Here is a 14,504-nt window from a genome sequence, read left to right as displayed (position 1 = left end):
CGCCTACAACGGCCTCGCCGTCGGGCGCGCGTAGGACCCGCCGCGGAGAAGACTCAACGCGACGTCCCGTACTAGAGAACCAGCGTACCCATAACGAGGATCTTAACAGGGCCAGCCGAACCAGGCCTTGCTCTGGTACTGGCGCGGAGCCCACGATGTCAGGGTGAGTTGAAGCCCACGGCTCGTAGCAAGTCCATGCTGGCACCCCGCCGCAGTCGTTGCGTGGGCGATCGAGACGCCCCCAGCGGTGACCAGCGAGCGTCACTCATAGCTTCCAGCGTCATTGGCGTGGATATCGAGCAGGGCGAGGAAGGCCTTCGCCGCGGGCGTGCGCTCGGCTCGGCTCCAGATCACGTACTCGACGCGGGTCGGCGCGTCCGTGACCTGGATGGTGGTCACGCCGGTGAGCTGCGGCACGTAGGCGGACGGGAGCATCGCCACGGCAAGTCCCTGCTCGACCAGCCGGGACGTGAGGTAGGCGGTGGTCACCTCGAAGGCGACGTCGCGGCTGAGACCGGCGGCCGCGAATGCCTGATCGGACTGGATCCGCCCGGCGGTCTTGGCCGGTAGGTCAACGAACACTTCGGTGGAGAGCCGACGCAGGCTGACCGCTGACTCCGCGGCGAGGGGATGGTCCGGGGCGACCACGGCGACGAGCCGGTCGCGGGCGAGTTCTCGGGCGTTGACGCCTTCGGGACGCGCGGTGGTGGGCAGGCCGAGGAAGGCCGCCTCGACAGCGCCCTGCTTGACCTGCTCGATGAGTTCTTCGCTCGCACCCGCGCGGAGGTTGATGCGTACGGACGGGTACCGCTGACGGAAGTCTCGCAGGAGGCCGGGAAGGTCGACTGCGGCGACGGTAGCGATCAGGCCGATCACGAGCCGTCCGCGTACCTCACCGACGGCCGCCGCGACCTCGGCGGAAGCCCGCTCTGCGGCGTCCACGCACTGACGGGCGGCGGACAGGAACGCGGCGCCGGCCGGGGTCAACCGGACCCGTCGGCTGGTGCGTTCGAAGAGTTTCGCGCCCAGTTCTCGTTCCAGGCGCGCGATTTGGTGACTGAGCGCGGACTGCACCACCAGGCAGCGCTCGGCGGCCCGGGTGAAGCTGTTCGTCTCGGCGACTGCGATGACGTAGCGCATCTGCTGTAGCTCCACCGATCCATCTTCGTTCACGATCGATGAGGTGACAAGCATGTGTTGGACTCATTGATCCATTCGGGTGAGGCTTCGAGCAGGACCGGCTCGGTACGGCTGTTGTCGGCCGGAACCCAGTACCCCGGACCAACTTCGCCGTCGCCAGCGGTGAGCGGGGAGTCGGCCGATGACACACGCGACATCGCCGACCGCGGGCCCCTCACGACAAGAAAGAAGACATGACCACAATCGATGAGCACCCGTACTCGACCATGAGGTCATGGCTGGGTGTCGCCGTCATCACGGCCAGCCTGTTCACCTTCGTCACCACCGAACTGATGCCCGTCGGCCTGCTCACGCCGGTGAGCGCGAACCTGGATGTGTCCGCGGGCGTCGCCGGATTGATGGTCACGCTGTACGGCATCTCCGCCGGCCTCGGCGTGCCGTTCATCGTCGCATGGACCAGGCGCATCAACCGGCGCATCCTGCTGTCCGTACTCCTGGCGATCCTGGCCCTGGGTAACCTGCTCACCGCCGCCGCACCGAACTTCGCCCTGGTCCTCACCACCCGGCTCGTCATGGGATTCGCCAACGGCGTCTTCTGGGCCATCGGCGTGAGCATGGCGATGCGCCTCGTACCCGGACGTCTCGCCCCCCGCGCGTCGGCGGTCGCGCTGTCCGGCATCTCGATCGCCGCGGTGGTGGGCATTCCACTCGGCACGTTCCTGGAAAGTCTCACCAACTGGCGCGCCACATTCCTCATCTGGGCCGGCCTCAGCACGCTGATGTTCCTCGCGGTCACCGTGATCATTCCCTCGCTGCCCTCGCATAACGCCGTCCCGGTCCGGGATGTCTTCCGACTCCCGATCCAGTACCCGCAACTGCGCCTGGTGATGGTCGCCGTGACGCTGTACGTGCTCGGCCACTTCGGCGCGTACACCTACATCCGGCCCTTCGCGGAGGAACAGGCGTCGGCCTCGGCCGCCTTCATCACCGTGTTGCTCGTGATCTACGGCGTCGGCGGCACGGCCGGCAACTTCATCGCCGGCCACACGGTAACCAAGAACCTCTGGGTCAGCTTCGTCCTCGCTTGCGCAGGGCTCGTGACGGCGATGCTGCTGCTGCTCACAATCGGGCACACACGGCCCGGACTGATCCTCGCCGTTGCCCTCTGGGGAGCGTCCTTCGGCGCCGCGAACCTGTGCCAGATCAACCTGATGCTCGGCGCCGCACCCGGAAAGTTCGAGGCAGCCATGTCCATCAACACCATGGGCTACAACACGTCCATCGCGCTGGGCGCGCTGTTCGGTGGATGGTTCGCCGACAGTCTTGGCGTCGACAGCGCCCTCTGGTTCGGTGTGGCGCTGACGGGCACCGCGTTGCTCGTCACCGTCGCCATACGTCGGACGACCATTGCGGCGGACTCCGAGGACGAGTTGCTCACCACCGGGTGACACGTTGACCGAGCCGGACACAGACCGTGCGGAATGCGCCCAGCGGACATCCGGGCTGTCGGCTCAAGAGGACCCGGTGGGAGCGGGCAGACTTACTGCTCCCACCGGGTCCGAAACCCGCCCGGCCCCTGGTCAGCGCAGGACTTCCCGATCTCCAGGAGCGGTAGGCCCGCCGCGTACCGCCGAAAGAAGCCGGCAGTCGGGGTGTCCGCTGTCGCGACGGCCTCCGGCGTGCCCGCCGCGACCACCGCGCCCCCATCCGGACCGGCTCCCGGCCCCAGGTCGATCACCCAGTCCGCGGACGCGGCGACGGGGATGTCGTGTTCGGCCACGACGACGGTGTTGCCCGAGTCCAGCAACACATCGAGCGCGTCCACCACGCGCTGGATGTCAGACGGGTGCAGGCCCGAGACGGGCTCGTCGAGAACGACGAGCCCGGCTTTGCGGCTCGCAGCACCGCGTTGGATGGCCGACGCCAGCTTCAGCCGCTGCGCCTCGCCTCCGGACAACTCTGTGGCGCTCTGGCCGAGCTGGAGATAGCCGAGTCCGACCTGGTTCAGAGCTCCCAGGGTCTCTACGAGCTGCCGGGGCTCGGAGAACTGCTCCACGGCCTCAGCAACGGTGAGTTCCAGCACCTGATCGATGGCCAGCCCCCGGTACGTGATCTCCAGCGCCTCCGGCTTGTAGCGCCGGCCCTCGCACGCGTCGCACACCACCCACACGTCCGGTAGGAAGTGCATGTTGACCAGTTTGCGGCCATAACCGGTGCAGGTCTCGCAGCGCCCGCCATCCGCGGTGTTGAAGCTGAACCAGGAGGCATTGACCACGCGCTCGCGCGCCACGTCGGTCTCGGCGAACAGCTTGCGGACGATGTCGAACGCCTTGCTGTACGTAGCCGGGTTGGACCGAGGCGTCCGCCCCAGCGGTTCCTGATCGACGACGGCAACCCAGCTGAACCCCTCAAGGCCGGTCACCTCCCGCACCGCGTCGGTCGCCGTCCCGCTCAGGGCGGCCTCCACTCTCGCCCCGAGCGCGGCGAGGAGGCTGCTCTTACCGCTGCCGCTCACCCCGGTCAGGCAGGTGAGCCGACCGGCGGGGAAGCGCACCAGATCCGCAGTCACGTTGTGTGCGCGCAGGCCGTGCAGCTCCACCCAGCCGGTGGCATCCCCGGCCGGGCGGCGGGTCCGGTGCAGCCGCGGCCCCTCGCCGGCCAGATAGCGCCCGGTCAACGACGTGGAATGAGCGGCCACGTCGGCGGGAGGCCCGGACACGAGGATCTCACCGCCAAATCGGCCCGCGCCGGGCCCCATGTCGATCACCCAGTCGACTCGGGCGATCAGCTCAGGGTCGTGCTCGACGAGGAGTACGGTGTTGCCGGCCTCGCGCAGCTCCAGGGCGATGTCGAGCAGGTGTGCCTTGTCCGCCGGATGCAGCCCGGTCCCGGGCTCGTCCAGGACGAAGATGATGCCGCTCAGCTCAGTGCTGAGCTGCGCGGCGAGCCGGGTCCGCTGCAACTCACCCCCGGACAGTGTCGCCGCGCTCCGGGACAGCTGGAGATGGGCCAGGCCGAGCCGGTCAAGGATTCCGAGCCGTCGGCCGAGATCCTGCAGCAGCGGATCACCCACCTCACGCTGCCGGGCGTCCAGTTCGTCCGCCACGCGTTTCGCCCAGTCGCGCACCTCCCGCACCTCCACCTCGAGCAGGTCGGGGTAGGTCAGTCCACCGAGCCGCACGGACCGGGCCACCTGGTCGTACCCGCTGCCGCCGCAGGTGCCGCAAAGCTGCTTGCGCATGTACGGCAGGTAGCGCTGCTTGGCGCTGACGTCTGGGCGTTCACAAACACCCGCTCCACCTCGGCGAGCGCGCCCCGCAGCGGCTCACTCGAGGTGTAGGTCACCAGGGCCCTCTCATTCCTGTTCGACATGTCGACGGTCGCCTCGATCTTCTCGTCACCCGTGCCGTAGAGCACGCAGTGACGGAACTCCTCAGGCAGCGACTGCCACGACCGGCCGAGGTCCACGCCCCGTTTCTGGGCAAGCGCCGGTACGAACGCGTGCTCCCCCGATCGCCACTTGGCGTACCAGGGCGATGCCCCCTCGAAGAGCGGAAGCTCCGGATGGGTGATGACCAAGTCTTCCTGCGCCTGCCAGCGTCCGCCCACCCCGTGGCAGTCCGAACAGCTCCCTTCCGGCGTATTGCGGTCGAAGTGAGCGGTCGTCAGATACTCGTTACCACTGACGGCCGCCGGGTCTGCGCCGATCCGCGGGAGGCGCGAGTACAGCAGCCCGAGGTGCCCGTCAATGCCGGTGATCGTCGCAACCGTGGAACGGGGGTTACGGTTCAGACGGCGCTGGTCGACCGCGAGCGTCGCGCCGAGGCCAAGGATACGGTCGACCTTTGGCCGATTGCGCTGGGTGATGTACTGCCGTACGAACGGCGAAAGCCCCTCCAGATACCGTAGCTGGGCTTCATTGTGCAGGGTATCGATGGCCAGCGAGGTCTTGCCGCTGCCGCTCACGCCGGTGAAGGCGACGAGCCGCCCTTGGGAATGCTCACGGACACGTCCCGCAGATTGTTGGTACGGGCCCCCACCACGTCGATGGTGTCGCGTCTCATCCTCGCGACGCCCGATCCGTATTCAGTCAACCTTCGTCCACCCTCTCGCAAACGAGGCAGGGCATGGGCGTACAGCCAATGCCCTGCCGAACTAACCGAACACGCGCTTCACCGCAGGTCGCCGTCCAGGGGATCTGGGCGAATGCCTCACGATCTCTCATGACGTGGCTGGTCCCGATCCGGCCACTGCTGCGGGATCAGGACTGGGACAGCTCAGTGAGCTTGGCGATGTCGGGCGCGTAGGCGGCCATCCAGTGCGGACGCAGCCGGTAGTAGACAACGTCGTTGTCCCAGTCGAAGAGGTCCTCGCCGTAGAAGTCCTTGAGGTATGCGAGCAGGTCCGGCCAGTCCTCGGCCGGCTCGCCGTCCTGGGGGTTGAGGATCTCCACCCTCCCGTGTGTGAACACCCCCAGGTCCTCACCGCGCATGTGCGCGGCGCTCACGGCGGGCCGCGCCGAGAGATGACGTGCCTTGGCCGAGCCGCGCGCCGTGCCGAAAAGCCACTTGCCGTGTAGGAAATGCCCATCCACACCGCTGATCCGCGGCTCGCCCTTCGCCGTCACGGTGGACAGGGCGAGGGTGCACATGCCGGCGAGGACGTGGGTGAGCTGCTCCGCGTTCAGGGTGCGCTCAGTGCTGATGATCGAGCGGAGGTGCGCGGTGGAACGGGAGAGGGAGGCATCAAGGAGGCCCTGAAGCTCTTTGAGATCTTCTGGAGTTTCGCGCACGAACGTCCTTATCTGTAGGTATCCATCCGAATTTCCGGCTTCCCGCCATCGACGCTGAGAAGCAGACCCATGCTCAACCCAAAACCTGACACCTTGTGTCTTATTTCTTCATCCGTTTCGGAGATACGACCTGGACGCCGTCGTCGGCTGCTTGGCGGTTGAGGAGTTCCCGCACGGCGGCCGCCAAGGCGGGCCTCGTAAGTCTCGCCAAGACCGTCGCTGCTGAGTACGCCGACGACGGGGTCCGCATGAACGTCGTGGCTTGCGGCGCCATCGCAACGGCGGTTAGCAAACTCTGTGCAGCCCGCCGACGAGGTGCCCGAGATTCCGATGCGCCGGCTCGGCGTTCCCAACGATGCCGCTGCGGCTGCCGTCTATCTGGCCTCATCGCCTTCGTCCTACGTGACCGGGCAGAGCGTTGTCGTCTACGGAGGTGTCACGGTGCGCGGCCCATTCTCCGCGTGACTCGTTCTGGCACAATCCGGCCGCGATCGTAGTGCTGAGCTACCGGTGATCGGCATCCGCCCTTCGGCACGACAAGGCGATGCCGGACGCGCGGTCAAGGGCATGAGCGCGCACTGGATCGTGGCGCCCGCGAGTAGCTCGAGCAGGTCGAACACGTTGACGGCGTTCGTGCCTCCGGATTCGCGTGGCTGCCCGTTGCTGGCCGCCCGCCCGTTTGGGCGACCGGCGATACAGCTGGTAACGCGGTGCGCCGGTCAGGGGCTGGCCACTTGGTCAGTGGCGGGACTTTGGTGGGGTCGGGCGGCGGTGTGGCATTCGCTGGCGTAGGACGGGGAGTCCGTCGCCGTGGCAGCGCAGGAGTGCCTCCTGCCGTCCTGCCAGGGCTGAGGCGAGGTCAGCGGCAGAGGCGGTCACGCTGGGTGGCTGGCCTGGCCCTCGGGTGTGTTCCCAGGGCATGTCGTCGGCGTGTAAGTGCAGGCCGGCGGCGCGGGCGCGGGCCGGGATGAATGGGTTTGGGATGTGTACCTCGGTGTTGAGTACGGCGGCGAGGACGTCGGGCGGGATGGCCGGTTCGCGGTGCAGCGCGGTGGTGATGTCGAGTTCGTGGATGACGTGGTCGCCGAGCAGGAGCTGGGGCGGGAAGAGGCGACCGATGCCACGGGGCTTGCGGCTGGCTTGGGTGAACTCGGCCAGTAGGTCGGCCGGTGTGGTGCGTGCGGCCAGGTCGCGGGCGAGCGTGGCGTTGGCCTGGTCGAAGGATCCGCCGTGGCGGACCATCGCCGTGAGCACCTGGTGTAGCGGGATGGTCAGGCCGATCACGAGGTGGGCGAGGACATCGTGGTTCGTCCATCCGTCGCAGCGGCTGGGCTGGGCCCATTCGCGGTCGGTGAGCCTGGCGGCGAGGTCGGTGAAGCGTTCGTCGTTGTGGCGGCGTAGATCACTAATTGACATGGAGGTGCTCCGTCAGGAAGTGGGTCTGGTCGGCCAGCACGGTGGCGAGCATCGGCGGGTGGTAGACCTCGAAGTGGTTGGCGGCGTAGTGGCGGGCGGTGCCGCGGGGTGCCCGTGCGGCGGCGAGGGCGGCGTGGCGCGGGTCCATCAGAGTTTCGTTGTCCGAGACGCAGACGAGCAACGGTGCGCTGATGCGTCGGGCATGACGGGTCGCGGTCACCGTGGCCAGGCCGATCGCGTTCGCGGCGGCGATACGGTTGTCGAAGAGGGCACCTGGCGGGGTGGTCGAGTTCCAGCCGTCGAGTGCGCCGGGCACGGTGACGACCGCGGTGGCTCCGGGCGCGGCGACGATCGGCACATATCTGCGTTTCCGGCCGAGCAGGAATCGCGCCGCGTCGACGATGACGGCTGGGCTGAGCCGGGCCACGGCGCGCGGTCCGGAGCGGGCGGCGGCGGCCGGCCCGTACACGATGGGGCACTGCACGACCACCGCGGCCAGGTCGTCGCGGGTGGCGGCGACGCGTAGCGCGTGCATCGCCCCGAGGCTGGTCCCCCACAGGCCGATTCGGGTGGCGTCGATGTCGCCGCGTGCACGCAGGCAGTCGAGCGCGGCGTGCACGTCGGCGCGGTGGCGGCGCATGCTGATGCGCTGCCGGGGAGATCCGCCGGAGGCGCCGGTGTGCCGGTAGTCGAAGGCGAGGGTGGCGATTCCCGCGGCGGCGAAGTGGTGTTCGTACTGGCTGAGCATCATGTCGTGGGTGGCGCCGAGACCATGTACGAGCACGACGGCCGGATGCGGTCCAGGCCGGTCGGGCAGCGTGATCCAGGCGGCGCAGCGGGTCCCGTCGACGGCGAACGCAGTCGGTGAGGTTTCCCGGGTGGCGGTCATTGGCTCCCCCTTCACACGTACGGCGTACGTGTGAAGTACGCTTGCATACGTACAACGTACGTGTCAAGGAGGTGTGATGGTCCGCGCGCGCTACACGCTCGACGACATCCGGTCGGAGGCGTTACGCCTCGTCGATCGCGACGGTCTGGCAGCCCTCAACATGCGGTCATTGGCGACGGCGCTGGGCACCGGACCGATGACGCTCTACAACTACGTCCGAGATCGTGAAGGCTTGGAGGAACTGGTCGTGGACGCCGTGATCTCCGCCGTCGACCTACCGCCACCCACGTCCGACTGGCGGCGCGACACCATCCAGATCGCCACCGTGACCTGGCGGGCGGTACGCGCACACCCGGCCGCCATCCCACTCGTACTCACCCGTCGGTCCACCTCCGCGGCCGGATTCGCCCCAGCCGAGGCTCTCATCGCGGCGCTGCGCCGCTCGGCGCTCGGCGACCGAGACCTGCTCGCCGCCTTCCGCGCCATCCTCGGCCTGATCATGGGCAGCGCCCAGGCCGAACTCGCCGGCCCTCTCACCTCACCCCCGGCAACAGCGAAAGACACCGCCGCCCGCATCGGCACACTCGCCGGACGAAACTTCCCCCACATTGAGGCGCTCTCGCACGTCAGCCAGAAATCCAGCCCGGAAGCCGACTTCACCCGCGGCCTGAAGATGCTCGTGACCGGGATAGCGGCAGCATGAGGCCCGATGTCCAGGGTCCGGGTCGAACAACCACAGACTGAGCCGAACGGTCTTCGTCATGCCGAGCCGAGGCATCCACGCACCGATGTCACGGTTATCGAAGATCCCGTTTCGCAACCTGCCCGACGAAGCCGCACTCAACCGACCCGCGCATGGTCCAGTGCCCTCATCTCGACACGAGTGGACGCCTCCCTACCGCCCACGAACGGGCGCCAGCGCTAATCGCTTCGGGATCGCCGAAGAGGTTTCCAGCCATAAGGGGATGCTCGGGACGTTGCCCGTGGGATCGGTGTCTCGAATGACGACACTGCGGCGGACTCCAGCAAGCTCACCCGCAACGCTCCACATCGATCTGCAGCACGCCTTCAGACGTGGCCTTAGGCGAACCGAGACGCCGGCCGGCGCCAGCCATCCCGGGAGCAGCAACGCCAGACCACTTCGACCTCTACTGGGAGGTCACGCCACACCGCTCGACCACCTCACCACAGGTCAAAGCCCTCGCCCCTGTCCTGCGTCGGTGAGCACGTCGGGCGCGGAGACCACTTCGCCAACCTGCACCCAATCTGCTCCCAGGTGCAAGGCCAGGCCAACCAACGGCCCCTTACCGCCTTGACCTGCGCACACTCCCCTGCCAGGCGACATAGAGCGCTGTCGACTGCTGCACAGAACCGCAGAGCACTCCGCTGTGAAACAGGACGCTGCGCCCCCTCATAGCTGCGGCAACGTAGAGCCGCAGGCAGGGGTGGGTGCAGTTGAGCGCCGTTCGACGCCGTTGGGCGCAGTTCAAGGCCGTTCAGGGCACCCCGCTGCTCCCAACCCGCTCCCCCAAACCGGGCCCGCGCCGGGCCACTGACCGCCGACGACCTTGAAGTGCCGGCCCAGTAACTTTGCTTGGCGCGAGCGCTGGCTCCCGCAGCCGCCTCGGTCGATGGGGAAGCACGTCCACGATCGCCGCGCCTTGTCAGCGGCATGAGCGGATGTTTAGACAGACAGTGCTGCCGGTCAGCGGGCCGCGACAAGCAGGGCCGTGATCATCGTTTGAGGTTCGAGGGTGGTTGGTCGGTCGCTCACCTGCCCGTCGCCCAGTTCCATGACACGCCATACGCCGTCCGCGCGCAGAGCGAGGTCGACGGTGACGAAGGGCAGGCCGAGCCCGGCGATCATCGGTGCGACCGGGGCCAGGTCGATCTCGGCCGGCGCGGGATCGTGCGGGCTGTCGGGATGCCGGTCCGATCAGGACGCACACGCCGTCGACCCACCACGTACGTACTTCGGCGGAGGTGAACCGCTCGAAGCGTCGCAGTACGAAACCCGCCCACGAAGTCGTCGACGCGCAGCTCCAGAAACCGGCTGGCCACGTTCCACGCAGCCGCGCCGTCCTCCAGGTCGGGGATGAACGTCGCCTCATTCCAGTAGTGCTTCATCGACTTGCTGTAGTCAGGCAGCACCGCCGGTCCCGCGCCCAGTTCGACCCGCGCGCGGTCGAAGTCCGCCCGGTCCGAGCCGTGGTCGAAGCCGACGGCCGTACTCCTTGGCCTGCTTACGGACGAAGACGGTCGGCAGCCCGGTCAGCTGCGAACTCATCGTCGCGATCGGTATGCAGGCAAACGACTGCGGAAATCTCTTGCATCGACGTACTTGCGCGGCCAGCCCATGCTGGCTATGAGGGTAGCCGAGTGCGAAACTATCGGAGAGTGGTATGTCGAGCTTTCAGACCTGGGCATCATGGCGCCGGAAGGCGTTCATCTCACTGGCGGCGATAGCTTCGATGGTCCTAATTGCACTTTCTCCCGTGGCGATGACCTGGATGGCGGACCTCTCGGTCCAATGGAGTGACCTCTCGAATATCGGTCAGGCATACGGGGGCACGTCGGCTATACTTTCCGGCCTCGCCCTCGTTAGTGTTTCAATATCCTTGCTAATTCAAAACAATCTAAATAGAATCAGCCAAGTTCACCTCATTCGACAAAGGCAGTTTGACATCGTAAAGTTGGCACTCGAAAATCCTCAGTTCCTCTACGTTGATGGATCAGCCGCGACTGGCGATCCCGATGCGGTGCTGAAGGTCTATGCGAATTTATTTGTCGGCCACTGGGCAATGGTGTGGGATCTCGGCGAGATGAACGAGAATACCCTGCATACTGTGGCGGGGCGCCTTTTTGAGTCAGGGATAGCTCGCGAATGGTGGAAGGTTAACGGTGGCTCATATCTTAGCTCGCGACGACGGAAGCGGTTCTATGCAATCCTCTCCGAGGAGTGCCAAAACGCTTCCCGGGGTGCTGCGGAAGCCTCTGGGGGTCGAGGAGTCGCGGTTGCCGTTTCAAGTCCAGAACGACGATCATCGCGCAGCTCCCGCCATATGGTTATTGTTGGTGTAGCGGCAGGGATGGCAATTGGAATCCTACTACAGCCAGCAGGGCGACGGGTTTTCGGCAGATCCTGACGCCTGAAGGTGCCTGTGAACCCACCAGTCGCGGTAGGAAATCAGGTTCGTCCACCACTTCGGAGCTCCCTGCGCTCCCGCCGATCAGCGGAGAGCGCGTCGTTGCTGACTGATGGTCAACCGAAACTGATGAGGAAGCCACCTGCGGCCGGGCTTCCCGGAGCATGCCTGTCCGCGTTTTGTAAAAACCGCTGCGGACGTTAGAGATAAATACCTTCCAAGATGATTGGGGGAAAGTGAGAATCGGACCCCCAGGGTCTTTTGAATCCCTGACTAGGTGATGGTCTTGGCTTCTAGTCACCTCGATACACTCTTGGGTCAATGTACTGCGACTACTCTTGATCCAGTTCGGTGATCGATCATCGCGATATTCGGGCATCAATGGAAGATCTCCTTGTTATGGTTGCGCCGAATCGGCTCCTTTTTCAGGGAGTGTAGAGCGTAAAGGTATCTGGGCTGCGGCGGGCTTGTCGCACAGAGTGTGCGACAAGCCGCATGGCTTCGTGGGAGTCAGAATGGCGGTGCGGCAACCGCTCCGGTCCCGTATCGAAGAGGTGCGCCAGATGATTGGCCGCACTCTCCAAAGTCACGAAGACAGAGGGGGAGCCCGTGATGCTCGCGATGACATCGTTCAGCTGATCGAGCGCGCGACCATGGTCGTTCGCTCGCCGTCCAAGCGTGAGCCGCAGAATGCCCGAGGAAACGCGGTCCGCACGTCGATGTCGAGGCAGACGGCCTCAGCGAGGACCGTCTTGCCAAAACACCTGGGCCCCGAATGGCAGTCACGGAGCGCGACGTACTCCACTCCGATGTAGGACCGCGGCCTTGACGAGCTCGAACTCGCGACGTCGCGGCACGACACTCCCAGGAGTTCGAGCCCGCAACGCCGGAACTGGTGTGAGATCGTCCGAGGTCGAAGAGCAGCGACCGCAACGACCACGCGGACCAGCGACACCCCGTGGCGATGCCGGCAATCCAACTGGCTTGCTCTGTGCCGCAGGGCTTCGACTTCAAGGCACGATCTCCGGATGCTCGTCACCCCGGTACCTGGCGTTCCCCGTAGAGACCTGCGCGCAGCGCTGGCCAGCCTGCACATGGGCCGCGCCGGGCTCCAGAGCACAAGCTCGGGCACAGCGCTGGATCGAGCCTTCGTGGGGCGGCTGTTCCACACCGAGTCCCGTCCGAGCAGCGACCTTGCGTGCGTCCGTGCTGAGCGTCGAGATTCCGAACAGACCCGACAGGCTCCCCTGCATGCGCTCTCGTTCGTCGGCCATCGCCTTTGTGTCGTCGATCAGCGGCACGATTCCTGCGAGACTTACGAGCGAGGCTGTTGTTTTGAGAGGGGCAGGTTTGGTGGGATTAGCCTGCCCTCTCCGAGGATTGACTTTTTGGGTGGGTGAGCTGGCCGTCCGTATAGTGACCGACATGCTCGAGGGTCTCGACGGACTGGCCGCAGGCGACCGCTACCAGGGGTGGAATTTCGTTCGAGCGCTGACCGCGGCGTTTGGCCGTCCAGTCGTCGACGGCGATGGTGTCGACCAGACCCTGCTGCAGGTGAGCGAAAACCGAATCGGCTTCGCGCTGCCAGCGGCACTGCGTGAGGCTTACCTATTGTTCGGTGGCCGAAGGGACCTGACCGCAGCTCAGGACAACTTGGTATCGCCACGGAGTCTTGACGTCGACCCTGATGGTGTCCTGGTGTTTCGGGTGGAGGCGCAGAGCTGCGCATCCTGGGGCGTTCCTGCCCGAGCGATCGGTCAGGACGACCCGCCGGTGGTGGTGAACGTCGCAGACGGTTGGGTGCCCTACTCGGATCGGCTCTCGGTCGCGCTTGTCGAGATGGTGATGTCGGAGGCGATGTTTTCTGCCGACGAGCGCGAGGTCGACAACCGGGAGTTAGACGACACCGCGAATGCGGTGGTGAGCGCCGCGTTCGAACGCCTGCCACTGCCGGTCCTCCCCTTCTGGGCAGGGATGGACGGTCCAGGAGTCCGTTGGTTCACTGGTCCTGATGTGTTACTGCGTAATGACGGCGAGACATGGCTGTGGGTCCATGGCCGCACGCCGGAAGCGGTGCAAGCGGTGAGGAAGCGGCTGCCTGGCAAGTGGCTGATGGTCCCGGACGACGAGGAGTTCGACGACTGAATTCCCAGCGGGAGGGTGAGACGGCCGATGGAGGCACGCTAATGAGGCGGCGCGAAGCGGATGTGAACTATTCCTTCCGCGGCGGCGGGACCCCCACCCTCACCAATCTTCGGACCTGCTGCACCAACCGTGACCAGCATGGTCACGTTGGAAAGGCCTCATCGGTCAGTAAGCGCTGCGTGCGGCCGAAGGGAACAGGGCGAGCAGGCGGGGCAGCCGCAGGGGAATCTGGGCAGCATCGTCGGCGCTGCCAAACCGCCCCGACCAATGCTCCGCAGCCGAGGGTTCGCCCTCACCACCAGGCTCGTCATGCTGGGCTTCCAGCGCCTCCCAAAAACCGTCGGCATCGTCGCTGTGCTGCCTGAACGTGTTGGACGCCGCGACCTGGACCGCCTCGGCTGCCAACGAGAATCGGTCGACGTGGCCATCGGCGATCGCGCGGACCACCGGCTGGTCTGCCAATGCGTCAGCATCGGCTACCGCCCGCTCGAACGCCTCACGCCCCAAACCGATCAGGCCTGCCTTGAAGTCACTAAACGAGTCATCGGAGACGTACCCCCGGATCACGTACGCCGCCGCGCACAAACCCCAGCGATGCCCACGTGCGGCCAGCCGCTCGTAACAGCGTTGGAACTCCACGATGCGCTCCGCCGGCAGCTGCGCCAGCCTCGCCGCCAGTGCCTCACCGATCATCGAGCCCGACGGCCACGCCGCGCCATCGTCCAACACGTCCTCGCGGGCCCTCTCGACCAGCGACCAAAACTCCTTCACCCGCACTCGGAGAGTCTGACACCCAACGTGCGGCGCCGGTACCGCACGTTGGGCTTGACCCGGTTTGACGGACCATCCCGGGGCTGTCTCGCTAACGGTGTTTCCGGCGATCTTGGTTAGTAGGTTTCAGCGGCTGGGAAGCGGTCGCTGAAGGTGATGGCGAAGGCGTTCAACGCGGGTTTCCAGCGCATCGTCCATCGGGTTC

General features: G+C 66.2%; 12 protein-coding genes and 3 pseudogenes. 5 read left to right on the top strand and 10 right to left on the bottom strand.

Annotation, left to right across the window (positions count from 1 at the left end; all coding sequences use genetic code 11):
- Window positions 1-261 precede the first annotated feature (261 nt).
- The gene (locus JM949_RS12755) at window positions 262-1,155 is read right to left on the bottom strand and encodes a LysR substrate-binding domain-containing protein (RefSeq protein ID WP_203148674.1); all 894 of its coding nucleotides are present in this window, start codon (window positions 1,153-1,155) and stop codon (window positions 262-264) included.
- 218 nt (window positions 1,156-1,373) lie between these two features.
- Here JM949_RS12755 and JM949_RS12750 point away from each other — a divergent pair, with 218 nt between their 5' ends.
- Complete coding sequence (locus tag JM949_RS12750; RefSeq protein ID WP_309232136.1) at window positions 1,374-2,588, top strand: MFS transporter; 1,215 nt, start codon at window positions 1,374-1,376, stop codon at window positions 2,586-2,588.
- Between the two features lie 92 nt (window positions 2,589-2,680).
- On the opposite strand, the pseudogene JM949_RS12745 reads toward JM949_RS12750, so the two are convergent.
- Window positions 2,681-5,204, bottom strand: a pseudogene (locus tag JM949_RS12745) (excinuclease ABC subunit UvrA).
- Between the two features lie 197 nt (window positions 5,205-5,401).
- Window positions 5,402-5,932: a pyridoxamine 5'-phosphate oxidase family protein gene (locus JM949_RS12740; protein WP_203148672.1), complete on the bottom strand. Its 531-nt coding sequence runs from the start codon at window positions 5,930-5,932 to the stop codon at window positions 5,402-5,404.
- 95 nt (window positions 5,933-6,027) lie between these two features.
- Between JM949_RS12740 and JM949_RS39110 the strand changes: the two are divergent.
- Window positions 6,028-6,397 (top strand): annotated as a pseudogene (locus JM949_RS39110) (SDR family oxidoreductase).
- 273 nt (window positions 6,398-6,670) lie between these two features.
- Here the strand turns inward: JM949_RS39110 and JM949_RS12730 are convergent.
- Window positions 6,671-7,348 carry a maleylpyruvate isomerase family mycothiol-dependent enzyme gene (locus tag JM949_RS12730; protein WP_203148671.1) on the bottom strand — a complete coding sequence of 226 codons (678 nt, stop codon included), beginning with the start codon at window positions 7,346-7,348 and terminating at the stop codon, window positions 6,671-6,673.
- Window positions 7,338-8,237 carry an alpha/beta hydrolase gene (locus tag JM949_RS12725; protein WP_203148670.1) on the bottom strand — a complete coding sequence of 300 codons (900 nt, stop codon included), beginning with the start codon at window positions 8,235-8,237 and terminating at the stop codon, window positions 7,338-7,340. Before JM949_RS12725 ends, JM949_RS12730 begins: the two co-directional genes overlap by 11 nt.
- A 76-nt stretch (window positions 8,238-8,313) precedes the next feature.
- Between JM949_RS12725 and JM949_RS12720 the strand changes: the two genes are divergently transcribed.
- The gene (locus JM949_RS12720; protein ID WP_203148668.1) at window positions 8,314-8,940 is read left to right on the top strand and encodes a TetR/AcrR family transcriptional regulator; all 627 of its coding nucleotides are present in this window, start codon (window positions 8,314-8,316) and stop codon (window positions 8,938-8,940) included.
- A gap of 1,002 nt (window positions 8,941-9,942) precedes the next feature.
- Here the strand turns inward: JM949_RS12720 and JM949_RS36915 are convergent.
- Both JM949_RS36915 and JM949_RS39690 read right to left on the bottom strand, forming a co-directional pair.
- Window positions 9,943-10,122, bottom strand: a complete 180-nt coding sequence (locus JM949_RS36915; RefSeq protein WP_407664752.1) for an ATP-grasp domain-containing protein — start codon at window positions 10,120-10,122, stop codon at window positions 9,943-9,945.
- Window positions 10,123-10,228: 106 nt separating this feature from the next.
- Window positions 10,229-10,364: pseudogene (locus JM949_RS39690) on the bottom strand (ATP-grasp domain-containing protein); the annotation flags it as partial.
- Between the two features lie 275 nt (window positions 10,365-10,639).
- On the opposite strand from JM949_RS39690, the gene JM949_RS39685 reads away from it, so the two are divergent.
- On the top strand, window positions 10,640-11,383 hold the full coding sequence (locus JM949_RS39685) for a DUF6082 family protein (RefSeq protein WP_407664749.1): 744 nt from the start codon (window positions 10,640-10,642) through the stop codon (window positions 11,381-11,383).
- Here the strand turns inward: JM949_RS39685 and JM949_RS12710 are convergent.
- A complete protein-coding gene (locus tag JM949_RS12710) occupies window positions 11,304-11,762 on the bottom strand; it encodes a DUF397 domain-containing protein (RefSeq protein ID WP_203148666.1) in 459 nt (152 codons plus the stop codon). The two genes, JM949_RS39685 and JM949_RS12710, sit on opposite strands and share 80 nt — an antisense overlap.
- A gap of 631 nt (window positions 11,763-12,393) precedes the next feature.
- Window positions 12,394-12,684, bottom strand: coding sequence for a hypothetical protein (locus JM949_RS12705; RefSeq protein ID WP_203148663.1), 291 nt, complete (start codon window positions 12,682-12,684; stop codon window positions 12,394-12,396).
- 91 nt (window positions 12,685-12,775) lie between these two features.
- Here JM949_RS12705 and JM949_RS12700 point away from each other — a divergent pair, with 91 nt between their 5' ends.
- Window positions 12,776-13,528 carry a hypothetical protein gene (locus tag JM949_RS12700; RefSeq protein ID WP_203148661.1) on the top strand — a complete coding sequence of 251 codons (753 nt, stop codon included), beginning with the start codon at window positions 12,776-12,778 and terminating at the stop codon, window positions 13,526-13,528.
- 165 nt (window positions 13,529-13,693) lie between these two features.
- Here the strand turns inward: JM949_RS12700 and JM949_RS12695 are convergent, their stop codons facing one another.
- Window positions 13,694-14,305 (bottom strand): DUF4240 domain-containing protein, encoded by a 612-nt coding sequence (locus JM949_RS12695; RefSeq protein WP_203148659.1) that lies wholly within the window; start codon window positions 14,303-14,305, stop codon window positions 13,694-13,696.
- Window positions 14,306-14,504 lie beyond the last annotated feature (199 nt).

Source organism: Micromonospora tarensis (assembly GCF_016803395.1).
GTDB classification, from domain to species: Bacteria; Actinomycetota; Actinomycetes; order Mycobacteriales; family Micromonosporaceae; genus Micromonospora; species Micromonospora tarensis.
The sequence above is the reverse complement of the archived record's forward strand: the minus strand, read 5'-3'. Positions and strand labels throughout refer to the sequence as shown.

Bases quoted from the DNA above. Each gene is read 5' to 3' on its own strand.
- JM949_RS12750 (WP_309232136.1), top strand. From the start codon at position 1,374: ATGACCACAATCGATGAGCACCCGTACTCGACCATGAGGTCATGGCTG.
- JM949_RS12730 (WP_203148671.1), bottom strand. From the start codon at position 7,348: ATGTCAATTAGTGATCTACGCCGCCACAACGACGAACGCTTCACCGAC.
- JM949_RS12725 (WP_203148670.1), bottom strand. From the start codon at position 8,237: ATGACCGCCACCCGGGAAACCTCACCGACTGCGTTCGCCGTCGACGGG.
- JM949_RS12720 (WP_203148668.1), top strand. From the start codon at position 8,314: ATGGTCCGCGCGCGCTACACGCTCGACGACATCCGGTCGGAGGCGTTA.
- JM949_RS39685 (WP_407664749.1), top strand. From the start codon at position 10,640: ATGTCGAGCTTTCAGACCTGGGCATCATGGCGCCGGAAGGCGTTCATC.
- JM949_RS12710 (WP_203148666.1), bottom strand. From the start codon at position 11,762: ATGCCCGAATATCGCGATGATCGATCACCGAACTGGATCAAGAGTAGT.